The sequence below is a fragment of the Stenotrophomonas sp. TWI1149 genome (genome assembly GCF_039673155.1).
Taxonomy (GTDB): domain Bacteria; phylum Pseudomonadota; class Gammaproteobacteria; order Xanthomonadales; family Xanthomonadaceae; genus Stenotrophomonas; species Stenotrophomonas maltophilia_AA.
This window is the reverse complement of sequence record NZ_JBDJLB010000004.1, coordinates 50,077-70,316: the sequence shown is the minus strand read 5'-3', so window position 1 is coordinate 70,316 and position 20,240 is coordinate 50,077. Positions and strand designations below refer to the sequence as shown.

At 67.7% G+C, this 20,240-nt stretch carries 19 protein-coding genes; 11 read left to right on the top strand and 8 right to left on the bottom strand.

What is annotated here, in order from left to right; all coding sequences use genetic code 11:
- Positions 1-4: 4 nt before the first annotated feature.
- A complete protein-coding gene (gene clpA, locus ABE424_RS05800) occupies positions 5-2,284 on the top strand; it encodes an ATP-dependent Clp protease ATP-binding subunit ClpA (protein WP_346492473.1) in 2,280 nt (759 codons plus the stop codon).
- Between the two features lie 76 nt (positions 2,285-2,360).
- On the opposite strand, the gene ABE424_RS05795 is transcribed toward clpA, so the two are convergent.
- From ABE424_RS05795 to trxB, 5 genes are all read right to left on the bottom strand, one after another.
- Positions 2,361-2,729: a hypothetical protein gene (locus ABE424_RS05795; protein ID WP_346492474.1), complete on the bottom strand. Its 369-nt coding sequence runs from the start codon at positions 2,727-2,729 to the stop codon at positions 2,361-2,363.
- Between the two features lie 214 nt (positions 2,730-2,943).
- The gene (gene infA, locus ABE424_RS05790; RefSeq protein WP_005409596.1) at positions 2,944-3,162 is read right to left on the bottom strand and encodes a translation initiation factor IF-1; all 219 of its coding nucleotides are present in this window, start codon (positions 3,160-3,162) and stop codon (positions 2,944-2,946) included.
- Between the two features lie 86 nt (positions 3,163-3,248).
- Complete coding sequence (aat, locus tag ABE424_RS05785) at positions 3,249-3,998, bottom strand: leucyl/phenylalanyl-tRNA--protein transferase (RefSeq protein ID WP_346492475.1); 750 nt, start codon at positions 3,996-3,998, stop codon at positions 3,249-3,251.
- Positions 3,995-5,131: a GNAT family N-acetyltransferase gene (locus tag ABE424_RS05780; protein WP_346492476.1), complete on the bottom strand. Its 1,137-nt coding sequence runs from the start codon at positions 5,129-5,131 to the stop codon at positions 3,995-3,997. Before ABE424_RS05780 ends, aat begins: the two co-directional genes overlap by 4 nt.
- Before the next feature lie 114 nt (positions 5,132-5,245).
- Positions 5,246-6,208 (bottom strand): thioredoxin-disulfide reductase, encoded by a 963-nt coding sequence (gene trxB, locus ABE424_RS05775; protein WP_346488057.1) that lies wholly within the window; start codon positions 6,206-6,208, stop codon positions 5,246-5,248.
- 255 nt (positions 6,209-6,463) lie between these two features.
- On the opposite strand from trxB, the gene ABE424_RS05770 reads away from it, so the two are divergent.
- The 6 genes from ABE424_RS05770 to ABE424_RS05745 all read left to right on the top strand — a co-directional run bounded on the left by ABE424_RS05770 (position 6,464) and on the right by ABE424_RS05745 (position 13,801).
- On the top strand, positions 6,464-8,821 hold the full coding sequence (locus ABE424_RS05770) for a DNA translocase FtsK (RefSeq protein ID WP_176988989.1): 2,358 nt from the start codon (positions 6,464-6,466) through the stop codon (positions 8,819-8,821).
- A 78-nt stretch (positions 8,822-8,899) separates the two neighbouring features.
- A complete protein-coding gene (locus ABE424_RS05765) occupies positions 8,900-10,864 on the top strand; it encodes a DUF3857 domain-containing protein (protein WP_346492514.1) in 1,965 nt (654 codons plus the stop codon).
- A 108-nt stretch (positions 10,865-10,972) separates the two neighbouring features.
- Entirely contained in the window at positions 10,973-11,611 is a 639-nt protein-coding gene (gene lolA, locus ABE424_RS05760; protein WP_346492477.1) for an outer membrane lipoprotein chaperone LolA, read from the top strand.
- Between the two features lie 121 nt (positions 11,612-11,732).
- The gene (locus tag ABE424_RS05755; protein ID WP_257018593.1) at positions 11,733-13,034 is read left to right on the top strand and encodes a replication-associated recombination protein A; all 1,302 of its coding nucleotides are present in this window, start codon (positions 11,733-11,735) and stop codon (positions 13,032-13,034) included.
- The gene (gene crcB / locus ABE424_RS05750) at positions 13,034-13,432 is read left to right on the top strand and encodes a fluoride efflux transporter CrcB (protein ID WP_346492478.1); all 399 of its coding nucleotides are present in this window, start codon (positions 13,034-13,036) and stop codon (positions 13,430-13,432) included. The genes ABE424_RS05755 and crcB overlap by 1 nt, the downstream gene beginning before the upstream one ends.
- A 96-nt stretch (positions 13,433-13,528) precedes the next feature.
- Positions 13,529-13,801 carry a hypothetical protein gene (locus ABE424_RS05745; protein WP_019184750.1) on the top strand — a complete coding sequence of 91 codons (273 nt, stop codon included), beginning with the start codon at positions 13,529-13,531 and terminating at the stop codon, positions 13,799-13,801.
- Here the strand turns inward: ABE424_RS05745 and ABE424_RS05740 are convergent.
- Complete coding sequence (locus tag ABE424_RS05740; protein WP_346492479.1) at positions 13,794-14,687, bottom strand: LysR family transcriptional regulator; 894 nt, start codon at positions 14,685-14,687, stop codon at positions 13,794-13,796. The genes ABE424_RS05745 and ABE424_RS05740 overlap by 8 nt on opposite strands.
- Before the next feature lie 51 nt (positions 14,688-14,738).
- Positions 14,739-15,734, bottom strand: coding sequence for a WYL domain-containing protein (locus ABE424_RS05735; protein WP_346492480.1), 996 nt, complete (start codon positions 15,732-15,734; stop codon positions 14,739-14,741).
- A 114-nt stretch (positions 15,735-15,848) separates the two neighbouring features.
- Here ABE424_RS05735 and ABE424_RS05730 point away from each other — a divergent pair, with 114 nt between their 5' ends.
- A complete protein-coding gene (locus ABE424_RS05730) occupies positions 15,849-16,454 on the top strand; it encodes a glutathione S-transferase family protein (RefSeq protein WP_346492481.1) in 606 nt (201 codons plus the stop codon).
- Between the two features lie 112 nt (positions 16,455-16,566).
- Positions 16,567-18,018 carry an amidohydrolase family protein gene (locus ABE424_RS05725; RefSeq protein WP_346492482.1) on the top strand — a complete coding sequence of 484 codons (1,452 nt, stop codon included), beginning with the start codon at positions 16,567-16,569 and terminating at the stop codon, positions 18,016-18,018.
- Between the two features lie 22 nt (positions 18,019-18,040).
- Here ABE424_RS05725 and ABE424_RS05720 read toward each other — a convergent pair whose 3' ends face one another.
- On the bottom strand, positions 18,041-18,646 hold the full coding sequence (locus tag ABE424_RS05720) for an NAD(P)H-dependent oxidoreductase (RefSeq protein WP_346492483.1): 606 nt from the start codon (positions 18,644-18,646) through the stop codon (positions 18,041-18,043).
- Positions 18,647-18,721: 75 nt separating this feature from the next.
- On the opposite strand from ABE424_RS05720, the gene ABE424_RS05715 reads away from it, so the two are divergent.
- A complete protein-coding gene (locus ABE424_RS05715; protein WP_346492484.1) occupies positions 18,722-19,330 on the top strand; it encodes a TetR/AcrR family transcriptional regulator in 609 nt (202 codons plus the stop codon).
- A gap of 85 nt (positions 19,331-19,415) precedes the next feature.
- A complete protein-coding gene (locus ABE424_RS05710; RefSeq protein ID WP_346492485.1) occupies positions 19,416-20,171 on the top strand; it encodes a hypothetical protein in 756 nt (251 codons plus the stop codon).
- Positions 20,172-20,240 lie beyond the last annotated feature (69 nt).

The following is a 20,240-nucleotide window of genomic DNA, read 5'->3' as shown; positions in this document are numbered from 1 at the left end:
AATCATGTTCAGTAAAGACCTCGAACACACCATCGGACAGTGCTACAAGCGCGCCCGTGAGGCCCGGCATGAATTCATGACGGTGGAACACCTGCTGCTGGCCCTGCTCGACAACCCGTCCGCCCAGGCTGTCCTGAAGGCCTGCGGTGCGGATGCCGAGCGCCTGCGCCAGGAACTGGAACAGGCCATCGAGGCCTCGGTCTCCCGCCTGGCCGAAGATGACGGGCGTGATACCCAGCCGACCCTGGGCTTCCAGCGTGTGCTGCAGCGCGCCGTGTACCACGTGCAGTCCTCGGGCAAGAAGGAGGTCACCGGCGCCAATGTGCTGGTGGCGATCTTCGGCGAGAAGGACTCGCATGCGGTGTATTACCTCAACCAGCAGGATGTGACCCGGCTGGATATCGTCAACTACCTCTCCCATGGCATCGCCAAGCTGGGCGAGGAGGGCGAAGTGCCGCCTGCCGCCGATGGCGAGGGCCGCGCCGAGGGCGCCGAAGGCGAGGGCAAGGGCGATGCGCTGGCCGAGTTCGCCAGCAACCTCAACGACCAGGCCCGCAACGGCAAGATCGACCCGCTGGTCGGCCGCGCCGATGAGATCGAGCGCACCATCCAGGTCCTGTGCCGCCGCCGCAAGAACAACCCGCTGTACGTAGGCGAGGCCGGCGTGGGCAAGACCGCGATCGCCGAAGGCCTGGCCAAGCGGATCGTGGAAGGCTCCGTACCGGACGTGCTCGCCGATGCGGTGATCTACTCGCTGGACCTGGGCGCCCTGGTCGCCGGGACCAAGTACCGCGGCGATTTCGAAAAGCGCCTGAAGGGCGTGTTGACCGCGATGAAGAAGCTGCCGAACGCGGTGCTGTTCATCGATGAGATCCACACCATCATCGGCGCCGGCTCGGCCTCGGGCGGCACCATGGATGCCTCCAACCTGATCAAGCCGGCCCTGGCCTCCGGCGAGCTGCGCTGCATCGGCTCGACCACCTTCCAGGAATACCGCGGCATCTTCGAGAAGGATCGGGCCCTGGCCCGGCGCTTCCAGAAGATCGACATCGTGGAACCCACCGTGGGCGAGACCTACGAAATCCTGCAGGGCCTCAAGCCCAAGTACGAAGCGCACCATGGCGTGACCTACGCCGATGACGCGCTGCAGGCGGCGGTGGATCTGTCGGTCAAGCACATCAACGACCGCCTGCTGCCGGACAAGGCGATCGATGTGATCGACGAAGCCGGTGCCCGCCAGCGCCTGCTGCCGGACGGTGAGCGCAAGGAACTGATCGACATCGAGGAGATCGAGACCATCGTCGCCAAGATGGCGCGGATTCCGGCCAAGCAGGTCAGTGCGACCGACAAGGACGTGCTCCAGCACCTGGAGCGCAACCTGAAGATGGTGATCTTCGGCCAGGACCCGGCCATCGAGACGCTGTCCTCGGCGATCAAGCTGGCCCGCTCGGGGCTGGCCAATCCGGAAAAGCCGATCGGCAACTTCCTGTTCTCCGGCCCGACCGGCGTCGGCAAGACCGAGGTCACCAAGCAGCTCGCGCTGCAGTTGGGCATCGAGCTGGTCCGCTTCGACATGAGCGAGTACATGGAATCGCATTCGATCAGCCGCCTGATCGGTGCGCCTCCGGGCTATGTCGGCTTCGACCAGGGTGGCCTGCTGACCGAGAAGATCGTCAAGACCCCGCACTGCGTGCTGTTGCTGGACGAGGTGGAGAAAGCCCACCCGGACATCTTCAACATCCTGCTGCAGGTCATGGACCGCGGTGTGCTGACCGACACCAACGGCCGTGAGGCGAACTTCAAGAACGTGGTGCTGGTGATGACGACCAATGCCGGCGCGGCGCAGGCCTCGCGGCGGTCGATCGGCTTCACCCGCCAGGACCATGCCACCGACGCGATGGAAGTGATCCGCAAGAGCTTCACGCCGGAGTTCCGCAACCGTCTGGATGCGATCGTGCAGTTCCAGGCGCTGGGCTTCGAGCACATCCTGCGCGTCGTGGACAAGTTCCTGATCGAGCTTGAAATGCTGCTGCAGGAAAAGCACGTCAGCCTGTCGGCCACGGCGACCGCGCGCGACTGGCTGGCCCACCATGGCTTCGACCCGCTGATGGGTGCCCGCCCGATGGCCCGCGTGATCCAGGACAAGATCAAGCGTCCGCTGGCCGACGAGCTGCTGTTCGGCAAGCTGGTCAACGGCGGTCGGGTCAGCATCGATGTGCGCGACGACCAGCTGTTCGTCGAGACCGAGGCCGAGCCGGAGCGCCTGTTGCCGGCCACCGTGTAATCGCGCGGCCGAACCTGTCGAGGTGAAGGAAGAGCCCCCGCAAGGGGGCTTTTCTGTGCGCGGACCGGGTGCCTGCTCAGCGGCGGGCGCGGGCCTTGCGATTGAACTGTTCTGCAGTGAGGGGCTCGACCGCGGCCACGTCACAGCTCTGGCTGCTGGTCTGCAGCTTGCTCACGCCGCCACCGCACAGCTGGCCGTCCTGGCCCGGGGTGGCGAAGTCGAGCTTGGGCGACATGGCGGCGCTGCTGCAGGAGCGGGCAAAACGGACGAGATAGTGCTGGTCGCCATTGCGCAGCAGTACATCGCGGTCGGCACGGTTGCGCACTACCTGCTTGTCCGGGGACAGGGTGATGCAGTCGGCGGGCGCGGCCGGTTCGGCGGCCTGGACGGACGCGGCGGCGGCAAGGCAGGTGGCGAGCAGGAACAGGGAGGTCGGGCGCTTCATGGCGGGGGCCATCGGGTCGGGATCCGGATTGGATCGAGAGCCAGAGTGGACCGTTGCGTGCCAGGGTGAATCTGCATCAAGGCATCCTGACCGACGTCAGGGTGCACTGGGTCAGGGTGCCGCATGGCAGGGTGGGGCCCTCCGCACCGAACGACGCCCACGCGAAAAGGCCAGCACCTGGCTGGCCTTCTGGCGGGAACAACCCCCGGACCGCTTACTTCATGCGGTAGGTGATGCGACCCTTGGTCAGGTCGTACGGGGTCATTTCGACCTTGACGCGGTCGCCCGTCAGGATGCGGATGTAGTTCTTGCGCATGCGGCCGGAGATGTGGGCGATGATTTCATGCCCATTTTCCAGTCGTACGCGGAAAGTGGTGTTCGGCAGCGTCTCGCTGACGGTGCCCTCGAACTCGATGGAGTCGTCTTTCGACATGTAGTCCTGTGCAGTTCTGTAACCGGCCGAGCTGGCCTGAAGAGCGGGCATTTTACGCGCGTCGGGCGTTTGATGCAAAGTTTTGGTTAAGGCGCGTCAGGATCGAGCAGGGCGGCGGCGGCCAGCGTACCGAACAGATCGCTCCAATCGCCTGCGGCAGCTGGCTGTTGGACCTGTTCACACACCAACGCGAGGAAGCGTTGCCGCGGCCAGTGTTCGGCGCCCATGCGCAGCAGGTGGTCGTTTTCCACCTGCGCATCGATCAGCGGCCAGCCCCAGCCGGCCAGCCGATGGGCCAGGCCGGCCAAGGCAACCTTGGAGCCGCCGGATGCCGCACTGAACATGCTTTCCCCGAAGAACATCCGCCCGATCGCTACCCCGTAGATGCCGCCGACCAGCCGCGCGTCGTCGAACACCTCCACCGAGTGCGCGAAGCCGAGCCGGTGCAGGTGGACATAGGCATCGCGCATGTCCCGGGTGATCCAGGTGCCGTCCTGGCCCGGGCGCGGGCTCGCCGCGCAGGCATCGATCACCTGCTCGAAACAGGTATCGGCCCGCAGCGTCCACGTGCTCTGCCGCAACGCGCGACGGAAGCGGCTGGACAGGTGTACGGCGTCGGTGCGGAACACCATGCGCGGGTCCGGCGACCACCACAGCAGCGGCTGGCCCTCGGAGAACCACGGGAAGATGCCGCCCGCATACGCATTGAGCAGCCGCACCGGAGAGAGGTCGCCGCCGAGCGCCAGCAGGCCGTCGGGATCGCGCAGGGCGGTCTCCGCGGGCGGGAAGGGGGCGTCAGATGCATCGTCCAGGCGCCAGGGCAAGCGGCGGCTCATGCCGGGTCGACCTTGTCGGCCTTGAACGGGCTGTGCGCCGCCAGCAGCCGCGCATAGTGGGCGACCTCGGCGCGTTCCTGTGCGCACCACGCCACCAAGGCTTCGGCAAAGGCCGGTTCTGCAATCCAGTGGCGGCTGCGCACCGTGTGGGGCAGGAACCCGCGGGCCAGCTTGTGCTCGCCCTGCGCGCCGGGCTCGAAGCGGGCCAGGCCTTCGCGCAGGCAGTAGGCGATCCCTTGGTAATAGCAGGTCTCGAAGTGCAGCCCGGGCAGGGTGGCGCCGCCCCAGTAGCGGCCGTACAACGTATCCGCGCCACGCAGGCACAGCGCACCCGCGACCGGCTCACCGTCAATCAGGGCCAGGAAAATCACCAGCGCGCGCGGCATCGTGCGGGCGAGGTGCTGCAGGAACGGCAGCGTGAGGGCGGGGGAGTTGCCGTACTCGGCGAAGGTCTGCAGGTAGAAGCCGTGCATGGCACGCAGGTCGGCTTCGGTGGCCTCATCCCCCTGCACGATGCGATACGTGACGCCGCTGCGCGCGAGCTTGGCGCGCTCCTGGCGGATGTTCTTGCGGTGCTTGTGGTCCATCGCGCCGAGGAAGTCGTCGAAGGTCTGCCAGCCACCGGGGTTGTGCCACTGGAACTGGATGTCCTCGCGCAGCAGCCAGTCCGGGCTGAAGGCCGGGTCTTCGTCGGCAGGATGGAAATTGACGTGGGCCGAGGACCAGCCCAGGCGCGCCACTTCGCCTGCCAGCAGTGCCAGCAGGGCGCCGCGGTCTTCGGTCGTGCGCGCAAGCAAGCGGGGTCCGGTCACCGGGGAATACGGCACCGCGCCCAGCCACTTGGGGAAGTAGTCCAGCCCGTGCTGGGCATAGGCGTGGGCCCAGGCGTGATCGAACACGAACTCGCCGTGCGAGTTGTCCTTGAGGTAGCCGGGGATCGCCGCCACCAGGGCGTCGCCCTCCCACAACGTGAAGTGGCGCGGCCGCCAGCCCCACTCCGGGCGCAGGCAGCCGTGTTCTTCAAGGCCGGCGAGGAAGGCGTGCGACAGGAACGGGTTGCGTCCGTCGTGCAGGGCGTCCCAGGCAGCGGCGGGGACATCGGACAGGCGGTGCAGGAAACGTGGATCGGGCATGGACAGAGGATAGAGCAGCCGGGGCGGGCGCAGCGCGCGGGGACGGTCCCGCCCAGCAAAAAGGCCGGTGAATGATTCACCGGCCTTCGTGTGCTGCGCGGAACGGGCGTGGGATCAGCTCGCCTGGCCCTTGGCATCCAGGTAGCGCTCGGCATCCAGTGCGGCCATGCAGCCGAAGCCGGCCGAGGTGATCGCCTGGCGGTAATGCTGGTCGGCCACGTCGCCGGCAGCGAACACGCCTTCCACCGAGGTCTGGGTGGCGTTGCCGCCCAGGCCCGAACGGATGTCCAGGTAGCCGTTGTTCATGGTCAGCTGGCCATCGAACAGGCTGGTGTTGGGGTGGTGTCCGATCGCCACGAAGAAGCCGTGGGCCTCGATGTCGCGGGTGCTGCCGTCCAGGGTGGACTTCACGCGCACGCCGGTCACGCCCGCCTCGTTGCCCAGCACTTCCTCGACCTGGTGGTGCCAGACGGTCTCGATCTTGCCGGCGGCGACCTTGGCGAACAGCTTGTCCTGCATGATCTTTTCCGCCTTGAGGGTGTCACGGCGGTGGACCAGGTAGACCTTGCGGGCGATGTTGGACAGGTACAGGGCCTCTTCCACGGCGGTGTTGCCGCCGCCGACCACGACCACGTCCTGGTCCCGGTAGAAGAAGCCATCGCAGGTGGCGCAGGCCGACACGCCGCGGCCCTTGAAGGCCTCTTCGCTGGGGATGCCCAGGTACTTGGCGGTGGCGCCGGTGGCGATGATGAGGGCGTCGCAGGTGTACTCGGCGCTGTCACCGATCAGCTTGAACGGGCGCTGGGAGACATCGGCGGTGTGGATGTGATCGAAGATGACCTCGGTCTCGAAGCGCTCGGCGTGCGCCTGCATGCGGGTCATCAGGTCCGGGCCCATCAGGCCGTGCGCATCTCCAGGCCAGTTGTCCACCTCGGTGGTGGTCATCAGCTGGCCGCCCTGCTGCAGGCCGGTGATCACGACGGGCTTGAGGTTGGCGCGCGCGGCGTAGACGGCGGCGGTCCAGCCGGCCGGGCCGGAACCAAGGATCAACAGGCGGGAGTGCTTGGAGTTGCTCATGTAAGCTCGCAATAGAAGGTAGGACGGGGTGCCTGCACAGTGATTGCGCGGCATCCGAGCGAAGTCATAGAGTGGCGGCAGGGGCGGGGCGATTCAAGGCGCGCAGTGGAACGCGGCGACCCGCCGAGCGCGACTGACCTCCCTGCGCCGGTGTTTTGACGCGGGCCGTGCCGGCCGGCGGCCGACACCTACCGGGGTAGGGTCCAGTCGTTTATTATCAAGCACTAACAGTGCATTCCCAAGGTGTGGTCTAAGGTGGCGAAACAGGTCCCGGAACGAGCCAAGGCGTCCGACAGCAAGGCAGCGCCGCGCAAACCGGCCAGCGTGGACAATCCGCGCCGGCAGCGCCTGTGGCGCGATCTGGGGTTGATCGCGGTCGCCCCGGCATTGCTGTATCTGGTGGCCAGTCTGTTCACCTACTCGGCCACCGATCCGGGCTGGTCGCATACCGGCAGCGTGGTCGCGCCGGTCCACAACATGGGCGGCCGCGCCGGCGCCTGGATCGCCGACGTGCTGCTGCAGCTGTTCGGCTACATGGCCTTCGTGCTGCCGATCGTGCTGGGCGCACTGGCCTGGATCGCGATGTTCGGGCTCAAGCGCGAAGCCAAGGGCGAGCATGATCTCGATCCCGCGCTGCGCCTGGTGGGCCTGGTCGGCTTCCTGATCGCCGGCACCGGCTTCCTGCACCTGCGCCTGTTCGTCGCCGATGTGGCCCACGCCGGCGGCATCCTCGGCAAACTGGTCGGCAGCTCGCTCAGTGTCGGTTTCGGCGCCTTGGGCGCCAATCTGTTCGTGCTGGTGCTGCTGCTGGCCTCGATCACCCTGGCGACCGGTATTTCCTGGTTCGTGGTGATGGAGAAGATCGGCAACTGGGTGCTGGCATTGCCGCCGCTGTTCAACAAGAAGAGAGAGCAGGCCACCGAGTGGCAGCAGACCCGCGCGATGCGCGAGGAACGCCAGGAAGTGCGCAAGGTCGACGCCGAGGTCCGCGCCAAGCGCGAGCCGGTCAAGATCGAGCCGCGCCCGGAGCCGGTGCTGGAGAAGAGCGACCGCGCCAAGCGCGAGACCCAGATTCCGATGTTCCGCGGGGTCAACGGCGATGGCTCGGACGTGCCGCCGCTGGCGCTGCTGGACGATCCCAAGCCGCAGCCCAAGGGCTATGACGAGGGCACGCTGGAGACGCTGTCGCGCCAGATCGAGTTCAAGCTCAAGGATTTCCGCATCGACGCCCGGGTGGTCGGTGCGTATCCGGGCCCGGTGATCACCCGCTTCGAGATCGAGCCGGCCCCGGGCATCAAGGTCAGCCAGATCAGTTCGCTGGACAAGGACATCGCGCGCGGGCTGTCGGTGAAGTCGGTGCGCGTGGTCGATGTGATCCCGGGCAAGTCGGTGGTGGGTCTGGAGATCCCCAACGTGACCCGCGAGATGATCTATCTCTCCGAGCTGCTGCGCTCCAAGGAATACGACAAGTCGGCCAGCGTGCTGACCCTGGCGCTCGGCAAGGACATCGCCGGCCGCCCGACCGTGGCGGACCTGGCGCGCATGCCGCACCTGCTGGTCGCCGGCACCACCGGCTCGGGCAAGTCCGTCGCGGTCAATGCGATGGTGCTGAGCCTGCTGTACAAGGCCTCGCCGAAAGACCTGCGCATGTTGATGATCGACCCGAAGATGCTCGAACTGAGCGTCTACCAGGGCATCCCGCACCTGCTGGCGCCGGTGGTCACCGACATGAAGGAGGCCGCCAACGGCCTGCGCTGGTGCGTGGCGGAGATGGAGCGCCGCTACAAGCTGATGAGCGCGGTGGGCGTGCGCAACCTGGCCGGCTTCAACAAGAAGGTCAAGGACGCCCAGGACGCCGGACAGCCGATGATGGACCCGCTGTTCAAGCCGAACCCGGAGCTCGGCGAGGCCCCGCGCCCGCTGGAGACGCTGCCGTTCATCGTGATCTTCATCGACGAATTCGCCGACATGATGATGATCGTCGGCAAGAAGGTCGAAGAGCTGATCGCGCGCCTGGCGCAGAAGGCGCGTGCGGCAGGCATCCACCTGATCCTGGCTACCCAGCGTCCCTCGGTGGACGTGATCACCGGTCTGATCAAGGCCAACATCCCGACCCGCATCGGCTTCCAGGTCAGTTCCAAGATCGATTCGCGCACCATCCTCGACCAGTCCGGCGCGGAAACCCTGCTCGGCCACGGCGACATGCTGTACCTGCCGCCCGGCACCGCACTGCCGGACCGCGTGCACGGTGCGTTCGTCTCCGATGAGGAAGTACACCGCGTGGTCGAGCACCTCAAGGCCAGCGGCCCGACCGATTACATCACCGGCGTGCTGGACGAAGTGCAGATGATGGGCGATGGCGTGGTGGTCGGCCCCGGCGGCCTGCCGGAGGCGGGCGGCGGTGGCGGCGATGAGTCCGATCCGCTGTATGACGAGGCCCTGCGCATCGTCACCGAAACCCGTCGCGCGTCGATCTCCGGCGTGCAGCGTCGCCTGAAGATCGGCTACAACCGCGCCGCGCGCCTGATCGAAGCGATGGAAGCGGCGGGCGTGGTCAGCCCGCCCGAGCACAACGGCGACCGCAGCGTGCTGGCGCCGCCGCCGCCCAAGTAACGCCGGGCTCGGCCTGGCTGGATGGAACCCGGGCGCCGCCCGGGTGTTGCCGAGCACAAGGAACCTGCGATGAAGCCGATGATCTGGACGATGCTGGGCGCCATGACGCTCGCGCCGGTAGTGGCGTGGGCCGATGCCCAGCCCGTGCCGCCACCCGCGACACCCGTGGCCCCGACCACCCCGGGCGGGCAGGGCGGCGCGGCCGCCGGCGCTGACGCGCAGGCCAGCAACAATTTCAGTTTCGTCCGCTATCGCGCCGACTACGCGGTGCGCCCCGATGCGGGCAACACGCAGACCGAAGAGTACGAAATCCTGCTCAAGACCAAATCGGCGGTCGAGCAGTTCAGCCAGGTGCGGCTGAGCTACAGCGAGAAGATGGAAACGCTGGAGGTGCTGCAGGCCTACACCCTGACCGCCGATGGCCAGCGCCGGGACGTGCCGGCCGACCGCATCTACACCCAGGAAAGCTACTCCAGCGCGGCCGCGGCGATGTATGCCGACCGCAAGGTGCGCGTGGTCGTGTTCCCGAATCTGGCGCCCGGCACGCGGGTGGTCTACCAGACCCGCCGGACCCAGAACACGCCGTACTTTCCGGGTTACTTCGGCCTGTGGGAGACCTTCAGCGTGTTCACGCCGTACGACGACGCGCGGGTGACGCTGACCGCGCCGGCCAACCTGCCGATGCAGGTGGAGCAGCGCGGCGTGCAGGGCAGCACCACACCGCGCATCCGCGACGGGCTGGCGCGGTGGGAGTGGCAGTACCGGCGCAGCGAGCCGCTGAGCGCGCAGAACTGGTCGGCCGCGCCATGGGAGTACAGCCCGGGGATCATGGCCAGCACGTACCGGGATTGGGCCCAGGTGGCGCAGGCCTATCAACGCAAGGGCGGCGAGGCGGCCGCGGTGACCCCGCAGATCCAGGCACTGGCCGACGATCTCACCCGGGGCATCACCGACCGCCGCGAGCAGGCCGCCGTGCTCTACCGCTGGGTGTCGCAGAACATCCGCTACGTCGCCGTCTACCTCGGCAACGGCGGCCTTGAACCCAACCCCGCGCAGAGCATCCTCGACAACCACTACGGCGACTGCAAGGACCACGTCGTGATCCTGGAAGCGCTGCTGGCGGCGCGCGGCATCGAGAGCACGCCGGTACTGATCGGCGCCGGGGGCGGGCCGACCCTGCCGGCGATTCCGCTGCTGGGCCGCTTCAACCACGCGATCACCTACCTGCCCGAGTTCGACCTGTACCTGGATTCGACCACCGCCTATGCGCGGTTCGGCCAGTTGCCCGATGGCGACCTGGGTGCGCCGGTGCTGCACACCCGGCAGGCGAAGGTCGCGCGGACGCCTGCCAACGACGCCACCCGCAACGGCACCGGCCTGGAGGTGGATTTCCGCTTCGACGCCGCCGGCAACCTGGTCGGGCAGACCGTGCAGCAGCCGAGCAGCGTGGCCGAGATCGGCATGCGGGCGGCGTTCGCACGGCTCAACGCGCAGAACCGGGCGCGGGCCGAAGAGTCGATGATGGCGGCCTCCGGCTTCGATGGCAGTGGCGCGCTGACGCTGCTCGGCGATCCGCAGGACCTGACCCGGCCGTTCAATTTCCGCTACGACTTCCGGGCCAGCGATTACGTCGATTTCGGCGTGGTCGGCGGCATGGTGCTGCCCGACGCACCGGGTGGCGACTCGTTCCGAGATCTGTACGCCAGCACCTCGGCGCCGGACAATGCCACGCCGTTCTACTGCAACGACAGCCTGCGCGATGAGCGCTACCAGCTCACGTTCCCGGCCAACGTGCCGATCGTCGCGATCCCGCGCAGCCAGCGCTTCGACAATGCCGCCGGCGAGTACCGGGTGGACTGGTCGCGCGAAGGGCAGGTGGTCACCGTGCAGCACCGCCTGCACCAGCGCGCCGTGCGCGGGGCGGATGCGCTGTGCCAGCCGCAGGATTACGCCGCCTTCCGCGCGCTGTACCAGCAGGTCCGGCGCGGCTTCCGCGGGCAGGTGGTGTATGGCGACCTGAAGACGGTCCAAGCCGGGCCGTGACCGGCGTTCGGACCCGCTGGTTCCAGCGCATAATGTGCCCCTGATCGCCCATTCAGGATTGAATGGGCACACTCCCTTCCATCCTTCCCATTCGCTTGGATACCTCGCATGCACACCACCTTCCGCCGCTCCCTGCTTGCCGCCACCCTGGTCGTGGCCAGTGTTGGTTCGGCTTCGGCCTGGGCGGGCGCCCGTGATGAGCTCAACCGCTTCACCCAGGGCCTGAAGGGCCTGGACGGACAGTTCAGCCAGCAGGTGTTCGACAGCAAGGGCAAGGTCAAGGAAACCACCAGTGGCCGTGTCGCGCTTTCCGCGCCGCGCCTGTTCCGCTGGGAGTACATCAGGCCGCACGAACAGTTGATCGTGGCCGACGGCAAGAAGGTCTGGGTCTACGAGCCGGACCTGGAGCAGGCCAGCGTGCGCCCGCAGGGCCAGGAAGAGCAGAACAGCCCGCTGACCGCCCTGATCAATCCGGCGCTGCTGGACAAGCAGTACGACGTCAGCGAAGAAGCCGCCGTGCGCGATGGCCTGCAGTGGCTGGCGCTGAGCCCGAAGCGCGATACCGATACCGCCTTCCAGTATGCCGCGCTGGGCTTCAATGGCCAGGGCCTGGCCCGCATGGAAGTGGTCGATGCCGTGGGTCAGCGCACCGTGATCAACTTCACCGGCTGGAAGCGCAACCCGAGCTTCGCCTCGGGCACTTTCAGTTTTACCCCGGCCAAGGGCGTGGACGTCATCGGCGAATGACGGTGTAGTGCCGGCCGCTGGCCGGCATCCCCCCTGCAATCTGCCGCGATACAATAGACACGTGGCCAGAAACCGAACGACTTTCAATGGGCCTGATCTGCTGACCGTGGATCGGGACAACATGCGTCCGCTCGCCGAGCGGATGCGCCCGCAGACGCTGGATGAGATGGTGGGCCAGAAGCGCCTGCTCGCACCGGGCAGCGCGCTGCGCCGCGCGGTCGAGTCCGGCCATGTGCACTCGATGATCCTGTGGGGCCCGCCGGGCTGCGGCAAGACCACGCTGTCGCTGCTGCTCGCGCATTACGCCGATGCCGAGTTCCGCGCGATCTCGGCGGTGCTGTCGGGCTTGCCCGAGGTGCGCCAGGTATTGGCCGAAGCCGCCCAGCGTTTCGCCGAGGGGCGACGCACGGTGCTGTTCGTCGACGAGGTGCACCGCTTCAACAAGGCCCAGCAGGACGCCTTCCTGCCGCACATCGAGCGCGGCACGATCGTCTTCGTCGGCGCCACCACCGAAAATCCATCCTTCGAACTGAACTCGGCGCTGTTGTCGCGCTGCCGTGTGCATGTGCTCGAGTCGGTGTCGCCGGCGGACATCGTCGAGGCGCTGGAGCGTGCGCTGCAGGACACCGAACGCGGCCTGGGCGGCGAGCATCTGCAGGTCGCGCCGGAGGCATTGCTCGAGATCGCCACCGCCGCCGATGGCGATGTGCGCCGCGGCCTGACCCTGCTGGAGATCGCCGCCGAACTGGCGACCGGCGATGGCGGCCGGATCAGCCCGGAGATGCTGGTGCAGGTGCTGGCCGACCGCACCCGTCGTTTCGACAAGGGCGGCGAGCAGTTCTACGACCAGATTTCGGCCCTGCACAAGTCCGTGCGCAGCTCCAATCCGGATGCCGCCCTGTACTGGCTCACCCGCATGCTCGATGGCGGCTGTGATCCGTCCTATCTGGCGCGGCGCCTGACCCGGATGGCGATCGAGGATATCGGCCTGGCCGATCCGCGCGCGCAGTCGATGGCGCTGGAGGCCTGGGACATCTACGAGCGGCTGGGCAGCCCCGAAGGCGAGCTCGCGTTCGCGCAGCTGGTGTTGTATCTGGCCAGTACCGCCAAATCGAACGCCGGCTATGCCGCGTTCAACAAGGCCAAGCAGGAAGTGCGCGACACCGGCACCCAGGAGGTGCCGCTGCACCTGCGCAACGCGCCGACCAAGCTGATGAAGGAGCTGGGGTACGGCAAGACCTATCAATACGATCACGACGCCGACGGCGGGATCGCGCTGGACCAGACCGGCTTCCCGGATGCGATGGGCGAGCGGGTGTATTACGAGCCGGTGCCGCGCGGGTTGGAAATCAAGCTGAAAGAAAAGCTGGACCGCCTGCGTGCGGCGCGCGCACAGGCACGCGCGGACAAGGGCGAGGCGTGATGGACGGCATCGGTGTCTGGTGGCAACAGCTCGGCCTGGTGATGGCCGGCGGCGCGCTGGGCGCGGCGCTGCGGTTCATGGTCGGCGATGCGATGCTGCGCCAGTTCGGCCAGGGCTTCCCGTGGGGCACGCTGACGGTGAACCTGCTCGGCGCCTTCGTCGCCGGATACGTGATGATCTGGCTGCAGAGTCGCGGCAACGCGGCGGTGTACTGGCGCGCGTTCCTGATCGTCGGCATCGTCGGTGGCCTCACCACGTTCTCCTCGATGATGCTCGAATCGCTGGTGTTCACCCGCACGGATCGAAGCCTGATGGTGCCGCTGTACCTCGGCGTCAGCCTGGTGGGTGGCATGCTGCTGGTGTGGGCTGGAGCACGCGCGGCGGAGGCGCTGCGCTGAGCCGACGCTGCGCAAACGCAGAAATCCGCTGAAAACGCTGGATTAAAGTGATGTCTCACGATATCGTGCGCGCCCCCGTTTGCATCCTCGTCCGTCATGCGCGATGAACAAGACCCCGGAACACTGGAACTGACGCTGCCGCGCAAGCGCGGCCGTCCGCCCACGTTCGGCTACGCGATGACCGATGCACAGCGTGCTGCCCGCTACCGTGCGCGCCGCGCCGGCCAGGCCGGCCATGCGGACGTGCGCAACTGCAGCGACATGGTGCTGCTGGACAAGATCCGCGCATCGATCACCAGCAAGGACCCGGAACTGACCGGATTCCTGGTGCACGTGCTGTGGCAGCGCTACCCGCTGCAGCTCAAGTAATCGCGCCCGCACGTTCCTGGTCGATCAGGCCGGACAGCCGGGACGCCAGCGTTTTCACCAGCGGGTCGGCCGTGGCGCGGTGAAGCAGGGCGATCTCGAAGCTGTCGATCGGCTGCAGTCCCTGTTCGATGCCCAGCACGGTGTGCTCGCGACGCAAGGCGCGCGCCGGCAGCAGGCTGATGCCCATGCCATCGGCCACTGCGCCCTGGATGCCACTCAGGCTTGAACTGGTGAAGCCGATCCGCCAGCGGCGGCCCATGCCCTCGACGGCATCGATGATGTCATCGCGGTAGAGCCCGCGCGGTGGGAAGGTCACCAATGGCACCGGATCCAGCTCGATGCTCGGGTGGCGCGCACTGTCGATCCAGGCCATGGTTTCCGGCCAGCACCTCACGGCGGCACGGCTGCTGCGCCGCTGCTTGACCAGCACCAGATCCAGCTCGCCATGATCGTAGGCATTGGCCAGGTCACGGCTCAATCCGCTGGTGACTTCCAGCTTCACCTGCGGGTGGTCACGGTTGAAGGCGCCCAGCAGTTGGCTGGTGGCCTCGCTGACGAAGTCTTCCGGAACGCCCAGCCGTACCGTCACCGCAACGGTGGTGCCGGCAAGCGCTTCCAGCAGCTGGTCGTTCAGCGCGAGCAGCTGGCGGGCATGGCCGAGCACCAGCTGCCCCGCGTCGGTCGGGTGCACGTCGCGGTTGCCGCGGACCAGCAGCGGATGGCCGGCCATCTCTTCCAGCCGGCGGATTTTCTGGCTGATGGTGGATTGGGTGGAGTGCAGGCGCGCCGCAGCGGTGGTGAAGCTGGCGCAGTCGGCCACCATCACCATCGCGCGCAGCAGGTCCAGGTCGAACAGGGTGCGATTCGGTTTCTCACTGACAGTCATGCTGCCATTGTGAAGCGCGATGGCGAGGTCCGCCATGGCGGCGCCGGGCGGTTAAGCGCGCCCGGGCATCGGCGCGGCCTCGGCAGCATGCTGTGTCAGGCTGCGGGCCACCCGTTCGCCGGTCTCGCGAAGCCGCTCGATCAGCGCCGGCGGGCCCAGCACCTCGAACTCCAGGTCCATGGCCAGCAGCCAATAGATCACCGAGCCCATCGGGTTGGCGCCGCAACGCAGCAGGCAGCGCTGGCCGTCGACGGCTTCCAGCACGCCGGCCGACGCGGGAATGCGCTGGCGCAGCGCGGCCAGCGGTGCATGCAGGATGATCCGGGCCTCATCGGGGTACTGCCCGAGCGACAGCGAGCGGGCGACCCACCGGCGCAGATCGCCATCGCCAGGGCCCGCCCGGGGCGCGAAGTGCGCGCCCACTACCGGTGCGCTGGCGATGCGATCGATGCGGAAGGTGCGCCAGTCCGCCCGCAGGCAATCCCAGGCCACCAGGTACCAGCGTCGATCGGTGTGCACCACGCCCTGCGGCTCGACCTGGCGGGAACTGGGCTGGCCTTCGCGATCGGTGTACGCGAAGGCGAGCTGCACCTGGTCGCGGCAGGCGGTGGCCAGTGTGGTCAGCCGGCCGGCATCCACCAGCGGGCCGATCTGGTCCGTCGGCAGGATCGCCGAACGCAGTGCCTCCAACCGTGGTCGCAGGCGTGGCGGCATGGCCTGTTCGATCTTGACCAGCGCGGTGATCGCGGTCTGCTCGATACCGCTGATGGTGCCGGTCACCGCAGTGCGCAGGGCGATCGCCGCCGCCAGGGCTTCCTCGTCATCGAGCAGCAGGGGCGGCAGGGCACGCCCCGCGCGGAACGCGTAGCCGCCGGCCACGCCGGTGCTGGCGTGGATCGGATAGCCGAGCTGCCGCAGCCGGTCGATGTCGCGGCGCAGGGTGCGCGGGTGGATCTGCATGCGCTCGGCCAGCGTGGCGCCGCTCCAGTGCGGGCGCGACTGTAGCAGGGACAGCAGGCTCAGCAGGCGGGCGGAGGCGGTCAGCATGGGCAAAGCGTAGCAGCCATTGCGGGCGGGTTCTGTCCGCAAGGGTGGCTAGCCTTGAGGCGACGGTGCAGGACCGCTCCGGTCGCACCCCTCACCCCCCTCAAGGAGTTTCCGATGTCCCTCGTCTTCTATTGGCACCCGATGTCCAGCGCCACCCCCATCGCCTGCGCCCTGGCCGAACTGGCGGTGCCCCACGAGCGCGTCAAGATCGACATCCGCGCCGGCGAGCAGCGCACCCCCGAGTACCTGGCGATCAATCCCAACGGCAAGGTGCCGTGCCTGGTGGTGGATGGCACGCCGCTGTTTGAAGGCCTGGCGATCCACCTGTGGCTGGGCGAGCACTACGGCGTGGCCAAGGGCCTGTGGCCGCAGGACGGAACACCGGCGCGGCTGGAGGCGATGTCCTGGTGCACCTGGGCGTATGTCACCTATGGCGCGGTGATCGGCCGCGTGTGGCTGGCCACCATGGACGATGCGCTGCGCAGCGCCGACCATGCGGCGGCCGGCATCCGCGCCGCCAACGGATTGCTGGACCTGCTGGAGGCGCGCCTGTCGCAGCAGCCCTGGATGCTCGGTGACGCGTACTCGCTGGCGGATCTGGTCGTGGGGCAGGTAGTGGGTTACGGCACCTACATGGGGGCGGCGGTGGACGCGCATCCGGCCGTGGCGGCCTGGATGCAGCAGGTGCAGGCACGGCCCGCGATGCAGGGCGAGGTCTGACGCATCGCCTTGGATCGGGAATGTGCATGACGCGCATTCCAAAATTTAACTGGTGAATGCACCGGGCCCGACCGTAAGGTGGCCCGGTTCTTCATTTTCCGGTGCACTGCCCATGTCCCTGCGTCTTGCCATTCCGGTGCTGCTTGCACTGGCCCCCGCCGCGTTCGCGGCCGAGCAGGCCGATCTGATGATCCGCCATGCCACCGTCGTCGACGTGGAGCACGCCACCACGCGGGCCGACCAGACTGTCGTCGTGCGGGGCCAGGACATCGTCGCGGTGGGCAGCGACCGGGCCATGCGCAAGGCATGGCAGGCCAGGCAGCAGGTGGACGGCAAGGGGCGCTACCTGATCCCCGGGCTGTGGGACATGCATGTGCACTTCGGCGGTGGGCCGGCGCTCATCGAAGAGAACAAGGCGCTGCTGCCGCTGTACATCGCCCATGGCATCACCACCATCCGTGACGCCTCGGGCGATCTGCCCGGGCAGGTGCTGCAGTGGCGTGGCGAGATCGCCAGCGGCCAGTTGGCCGGCCCGCAGCTGTTCACCTCGGGCGCCAAGATCGAAGGCGTGAAGCCGGTCTGGAAGGGGACGATCGAGGTCGGCAGCCAGGCCGATCTGGATGCGGCCTTCGTGCGGTTGAAGCGAGACAAGGTCGACTTCGTCAAGATCACCGACAGCACGCTGACGCCGGAGCTGTTCCTGGCCGCGGTACGCGGAGCGCGTGCCAACGGCCTGCGTGCGTCCGGCCATATTCCGATGGCGCTGACCGTGCAGCAGGCCGTCGATGCCGGTATCAGTTCCATCGAGCACCTGGACTATGCCTACAAGGCGGGGGTCAAGGACGAAGCCGGCATCGCCGCGGACTTCGCTGCCAAGCGCATCGACCGCGCGCAGGCCACCGCACGACTCGATGCCGGCTTCGATCCCGATACCGCCATGGCCGCCTACCGCGGCTTCGCGGCCAAGGGGGTGTTCGTGACCCCGACCCTCAATGGCGGCCGCATCCTGGACTTCCTCGACCAGGACGATCATCGCGACGATCCTTACCTGGCTTACATCGGACCGAAACTGCAGGCGACCTATGCCTGGCGCGTCGAGCGCGCGGCGAAGGCGACGCCCGCGCAGGTCCAGGCCCGCCACCAGGAATACCACCAGGTCGCCGCCGTGCTGCCGATGCTGCAGCAGGCCGGCGTCACGATCATGGCCGGTACCGATGCCGGCTTCCTCAATTCGTTCAACTATCCGGGTATCGGCCTGCATGACGAGCTGTCGCTGTTCGTCAAGGAAGGGCTGACGCCGGCGCAGGCCCTGTCAGCGGCGACGCGCGCTGGCCCGGCCTGGTTCGGCACGCTGGATCGCTACGGCGCGGTCGCGCCCGGCAAGGCGGCCGACCTCGTGTTGCTGGAGCGCAATCCGCTGGAGGACATCGACGCCACGCGCAGCATCCAGTACGTGGTGCTGCGCGGCCAGGGCTATGACCGCAAGGCACTCGATGCGTTGCTCGACGAGACCAAGGCGAAGGTCGCGGCGTGGAAGGCAGAAGGCGCCAAACCGACGCCCTGATACCTGTCGGTACGCCCGGGCTTCAGTGCCCGGGTACGTCGGCGTTGCCTGCAATGCGTTGACCGAGTGAGAGCGCGGTCTGCAGGTGCGCGCGTGCGTCGCCCGTGTCCGTCTCCAGCAACAGCGTGGACGACCGCACCGGCGCGCCGCAGTAGTCAAAGATGCCGGTCTCGATCTGGGTCTTCATTGCACCGGTATAGCCGCGCTTCTGCCAGGTGCGGTCGTCGGCGCCGCCGAGCCCGACCAGGTGGACGGGCAGGTGGCCGAGCTTCTTGATTACGCCGTGGCGGCTGCTGTCGTCATAGGCCCAGCCATTGGAGAAGACCCGATCGATCCAGCCCTTCAGCAGGGCAGGCATGCCCCACCAGTAGACCGGGAACACCAGTACCACGGCATCTGCGCGGTCCAGCCGGGCCTGTTCGGCCAGGACATCGGCAGGGAAGGGGGCGTTGCGGTGGTGGCCCTGCAGGTCCGCCCGATTGAAGCGCGGGTCGAAGCCCTCTGCATCGAGGTCGGCGAGCTCGGCGGTGCTTCCGTCATTGGCGGTAATGCCTGCTGCGATCTCGGTTGCGACGGCGTGGGTCAGGGAGTCGGGATCGGGGTGGGAGACGACGAGGAGCGCGTGCATGGGATTCCTGGGGAAGGGAAGGGCTTGTATACTTTCGGTAAGTTACGAAACGTAAGTTACGATTGGTATATAGCCATGTCAAGTCCGCCCGATGCGCCTGCCCCCGTGGCACCCCGTCGCCGCATGACCCGCGATGACCGCCTGCGCCAGCTGCTGGCAGAGGCGTGGCGGCTGATCCGCGAGGAAGGCACCGATGCACTCACATTGGGGCGTCTGGCCGAGCAGGCCGGCGTGACCAAGCCGGTGGTGTATGACCATTTCGGCACGCGGGCCGGTCTGCTGGCCGCGCTGTACCGCGACTTCGATGCGCGCCAGGGCGTGGTGATGGAGGCGCGGTTCGCCAGCAGTGGCCCGACGCTTGCGGACAAGGCGCAGGTCATCGCGGAGGCCTACGTGGCGTGCGTGATGAAGCAGGGGCGCGAGATTCCGGGCGTGATCGCTGCGCTGGCGGGATCACCCGAACTGGCGCGTATCAAGCGCGAGTACGACGTCGTGGTTCTTGAGCAGTGCCGCGCGCTGTTGTCACCGTTCGCGCCCGCAGGCGCGTTGGCGCAGGCGGGGCTCTGGGGCATGCTCGGCGCCGCGGAAGGTCTCTCTTCTGCAGCGACCGCCGGCGACATCACGCCGCTGCAGGCGGAGCAGGAACTGGCGGCGACCATCATGGCGATGGTGGCGCGCGGCTGAGCGCTGCCTGCACGACAGGGCGATGACGTGCGAAGCGGTCGTCGAGTGGGCGCGTATGATGTCCCGCCCTTCTGGACTGGATGCCATGCGCGCTTTTTTCCCTGTGTTCGTACTCGCTGCCGCGATCGGCGCGGCCTTGCCCGCCGCCGCGACGACCGTGTCGTTGAATGAGCGCCTGAAAAGCGCGTCCCGTGTCGAGGTGAACCAGGTGCCGACGCGCGGCGCGTCATTGATCGGGCGCGTGCAGCAGTTCCACAACGGCGACAGTCTGATCAGCCTTGGCGAAGGCGAGGGTGAGCCGGTCGTGCTGACACTGTGCAGCGGCAAGGCCCATCTGAATCTCGAGGCGAGCTGGCCAGGTGCGCCCGCGGCGAAGACGGCCGAGGAGAAGCAGATGCGCGCGTACGGCATGTACATGGCGGTGATGGGTGGCATGGCGATGGTGCAGGGGCTCGCAGGCGATACGCTGGAACTGCCGGCCGATGGGCAGGCAGCCACGGTGCAGCGCGAGACCTCCTGGGCCTATGGCAAGGAGCAGTACGCGGTGACCGTTACCAACGGGGCCGGCGGCGAACTGCGGATCAAGGCGGTCAAGACCGCGAACACCACGAAGACGCCGCGCTCGGGGCCGGACGACTTCGTCAGCACCGACGGTGACAAGGCGGCGCGCCTGGCCGAGCTGGAGCCGGTCGGCACGTCGCGCGAACTGGTGATTTCGTCCGCCCCGATGGCGGCGGGAATACCGGATGCGATGTCCCTGGCAGGCTGGCTGTCGGCCAGTGGGAAAGGGGGCGCGACCGTGGGGGAGGCGCGCACGGCGTCGGGTGACTGCGCGCGCTGAGGCACCTTGAGGAAGAAGGCGCGCGGGCAGGGCGGTCAGCGCAACGTCAGTGATACCCATTCTCATTTG

Bases quoted from the DNA above. Each gene is read 5' to 3' on its own strand.
- clpA (WP_346492473.1), top strand. From the start codon at position 5: ATGTTCAGTAAAGACCTCGAACACACCATCGGACAGTGCTACAAGCGC.
- ABE424_RS05795 (WP_346492474.1), bottom strand. From the start codon at position 2,729: ATGAAGCGCCCGACCTCCCTGTTCCTGCTCGCCACCTGCCTTGCCGCC.
- infA (WP_005409596.1), bottom strand. From the start codon at position 3,162: ATGTCGAAAGACGACTCCATCGAGTTCGAGGGCACCGTCAGCGAGACG.
- aat (WP_346492475.1), bottom strand. From the start codon at position 3,998: ATGAGCCGCCGCTTGCCCTGGCGCCTGGACGATGCATCTGACGCCCCC.
- ABE424_RS05780 (WP_346492476.1), bottom strand. From the start codon at position 5,131: ATGCCCGATCCACGTTTCCTGCACCGCCTGTCCGATGTCCCCGCCGCT.
- trxB (WP_346488057.1), bottom strand. From the start codon at position 6,208: ATGAGCAACTCCAAGCACTCCCGCCTGTTGATCCTTGGTTCCGGCCCG.
- ABE424_RS05765 (WP_346492514.1), top strand. From the start codon at position 8,900: ATGATCTGGACGATGCTGGGCGCCATGACGCTCGCGCCGGTAGTGGCG.
- lolA (WP_346492477.1), top strand. From the start codon at position 10,973: ATGCACACCACCTTCCGCCGCTCCCTGCTTGCCGCCACCCTGGTCGTG.
- ABE424_RS05755 (WP_257018593.1), top strand. From the start codon at position 11,733: ATGCGTCCGCTCGCCGAGCGGATGCGCCCGCAGACGCTGGATGAGATG.
- crcB (WP_346492478.1), top strand. From the start codon at position 13,034: ATGGACGGCATCGGTGTCTGGTGGCAACAGCTCGGCCTGGTGATGGCC.
- ABE424_RS05745 (WP_019184750.1), top strand. From the start codon at position 13,529: ATGCGCGATGAACAAGACCCCGGAACACTGGAACTGACGCTGCCGCGC.
- ABE424_RS05740 (WP_346492479.1), bottom strand. From the start codon at position 14,687: ATGACTGTCAGTGAGAAACCGAATCGCACCCTGTTCGACCTGGACCTG.
- ABE424_RS05735 (WP_346492480.1), bottom strand. From the start codon at position 15,734: ATGCTGACCGCCTCCGCCCGCCTGCTGAGCCTGCTGTCCCTGCTACAG.
- ABE424_RS05730 (WP_346492481.1), top strand. From the start codon at position 15,849: ATGTCCCTCGTCTTCTATTGGCACCCGATGTCCAGCGCCACCCCCATC.
- ABE424_RS05725 (WP_346492482.1), top strand. From the start codon at position 16,567: ATGTCCCTGCGTCTTGCCATTCCGGTGCTGCTTGCACTGGCCCCCGCC.
- ABE424_RS05720 (WP_346492483.1), bottom strand. From the start codon at position 18,646: ATGCACGCGCTCCTCGTCGTCTCCCACCCCGATCCCGACTCCCTGACC.
- ABE424_RS05715 (WP_346492484.1), top strand. From the start codon at position 18,722: ATGTCAAGTCCGCCCGATGCGCCTGCCCCCGTGGCACCCCGTCGCCGC.
- ABE424_RS05710 (WP_346492485.1), top strand. From the start codon at position 19,416: ATGCGCGCTTTTTTCCCTGTGTTCGTACTCGCTGCCGCGATCGGCGCG.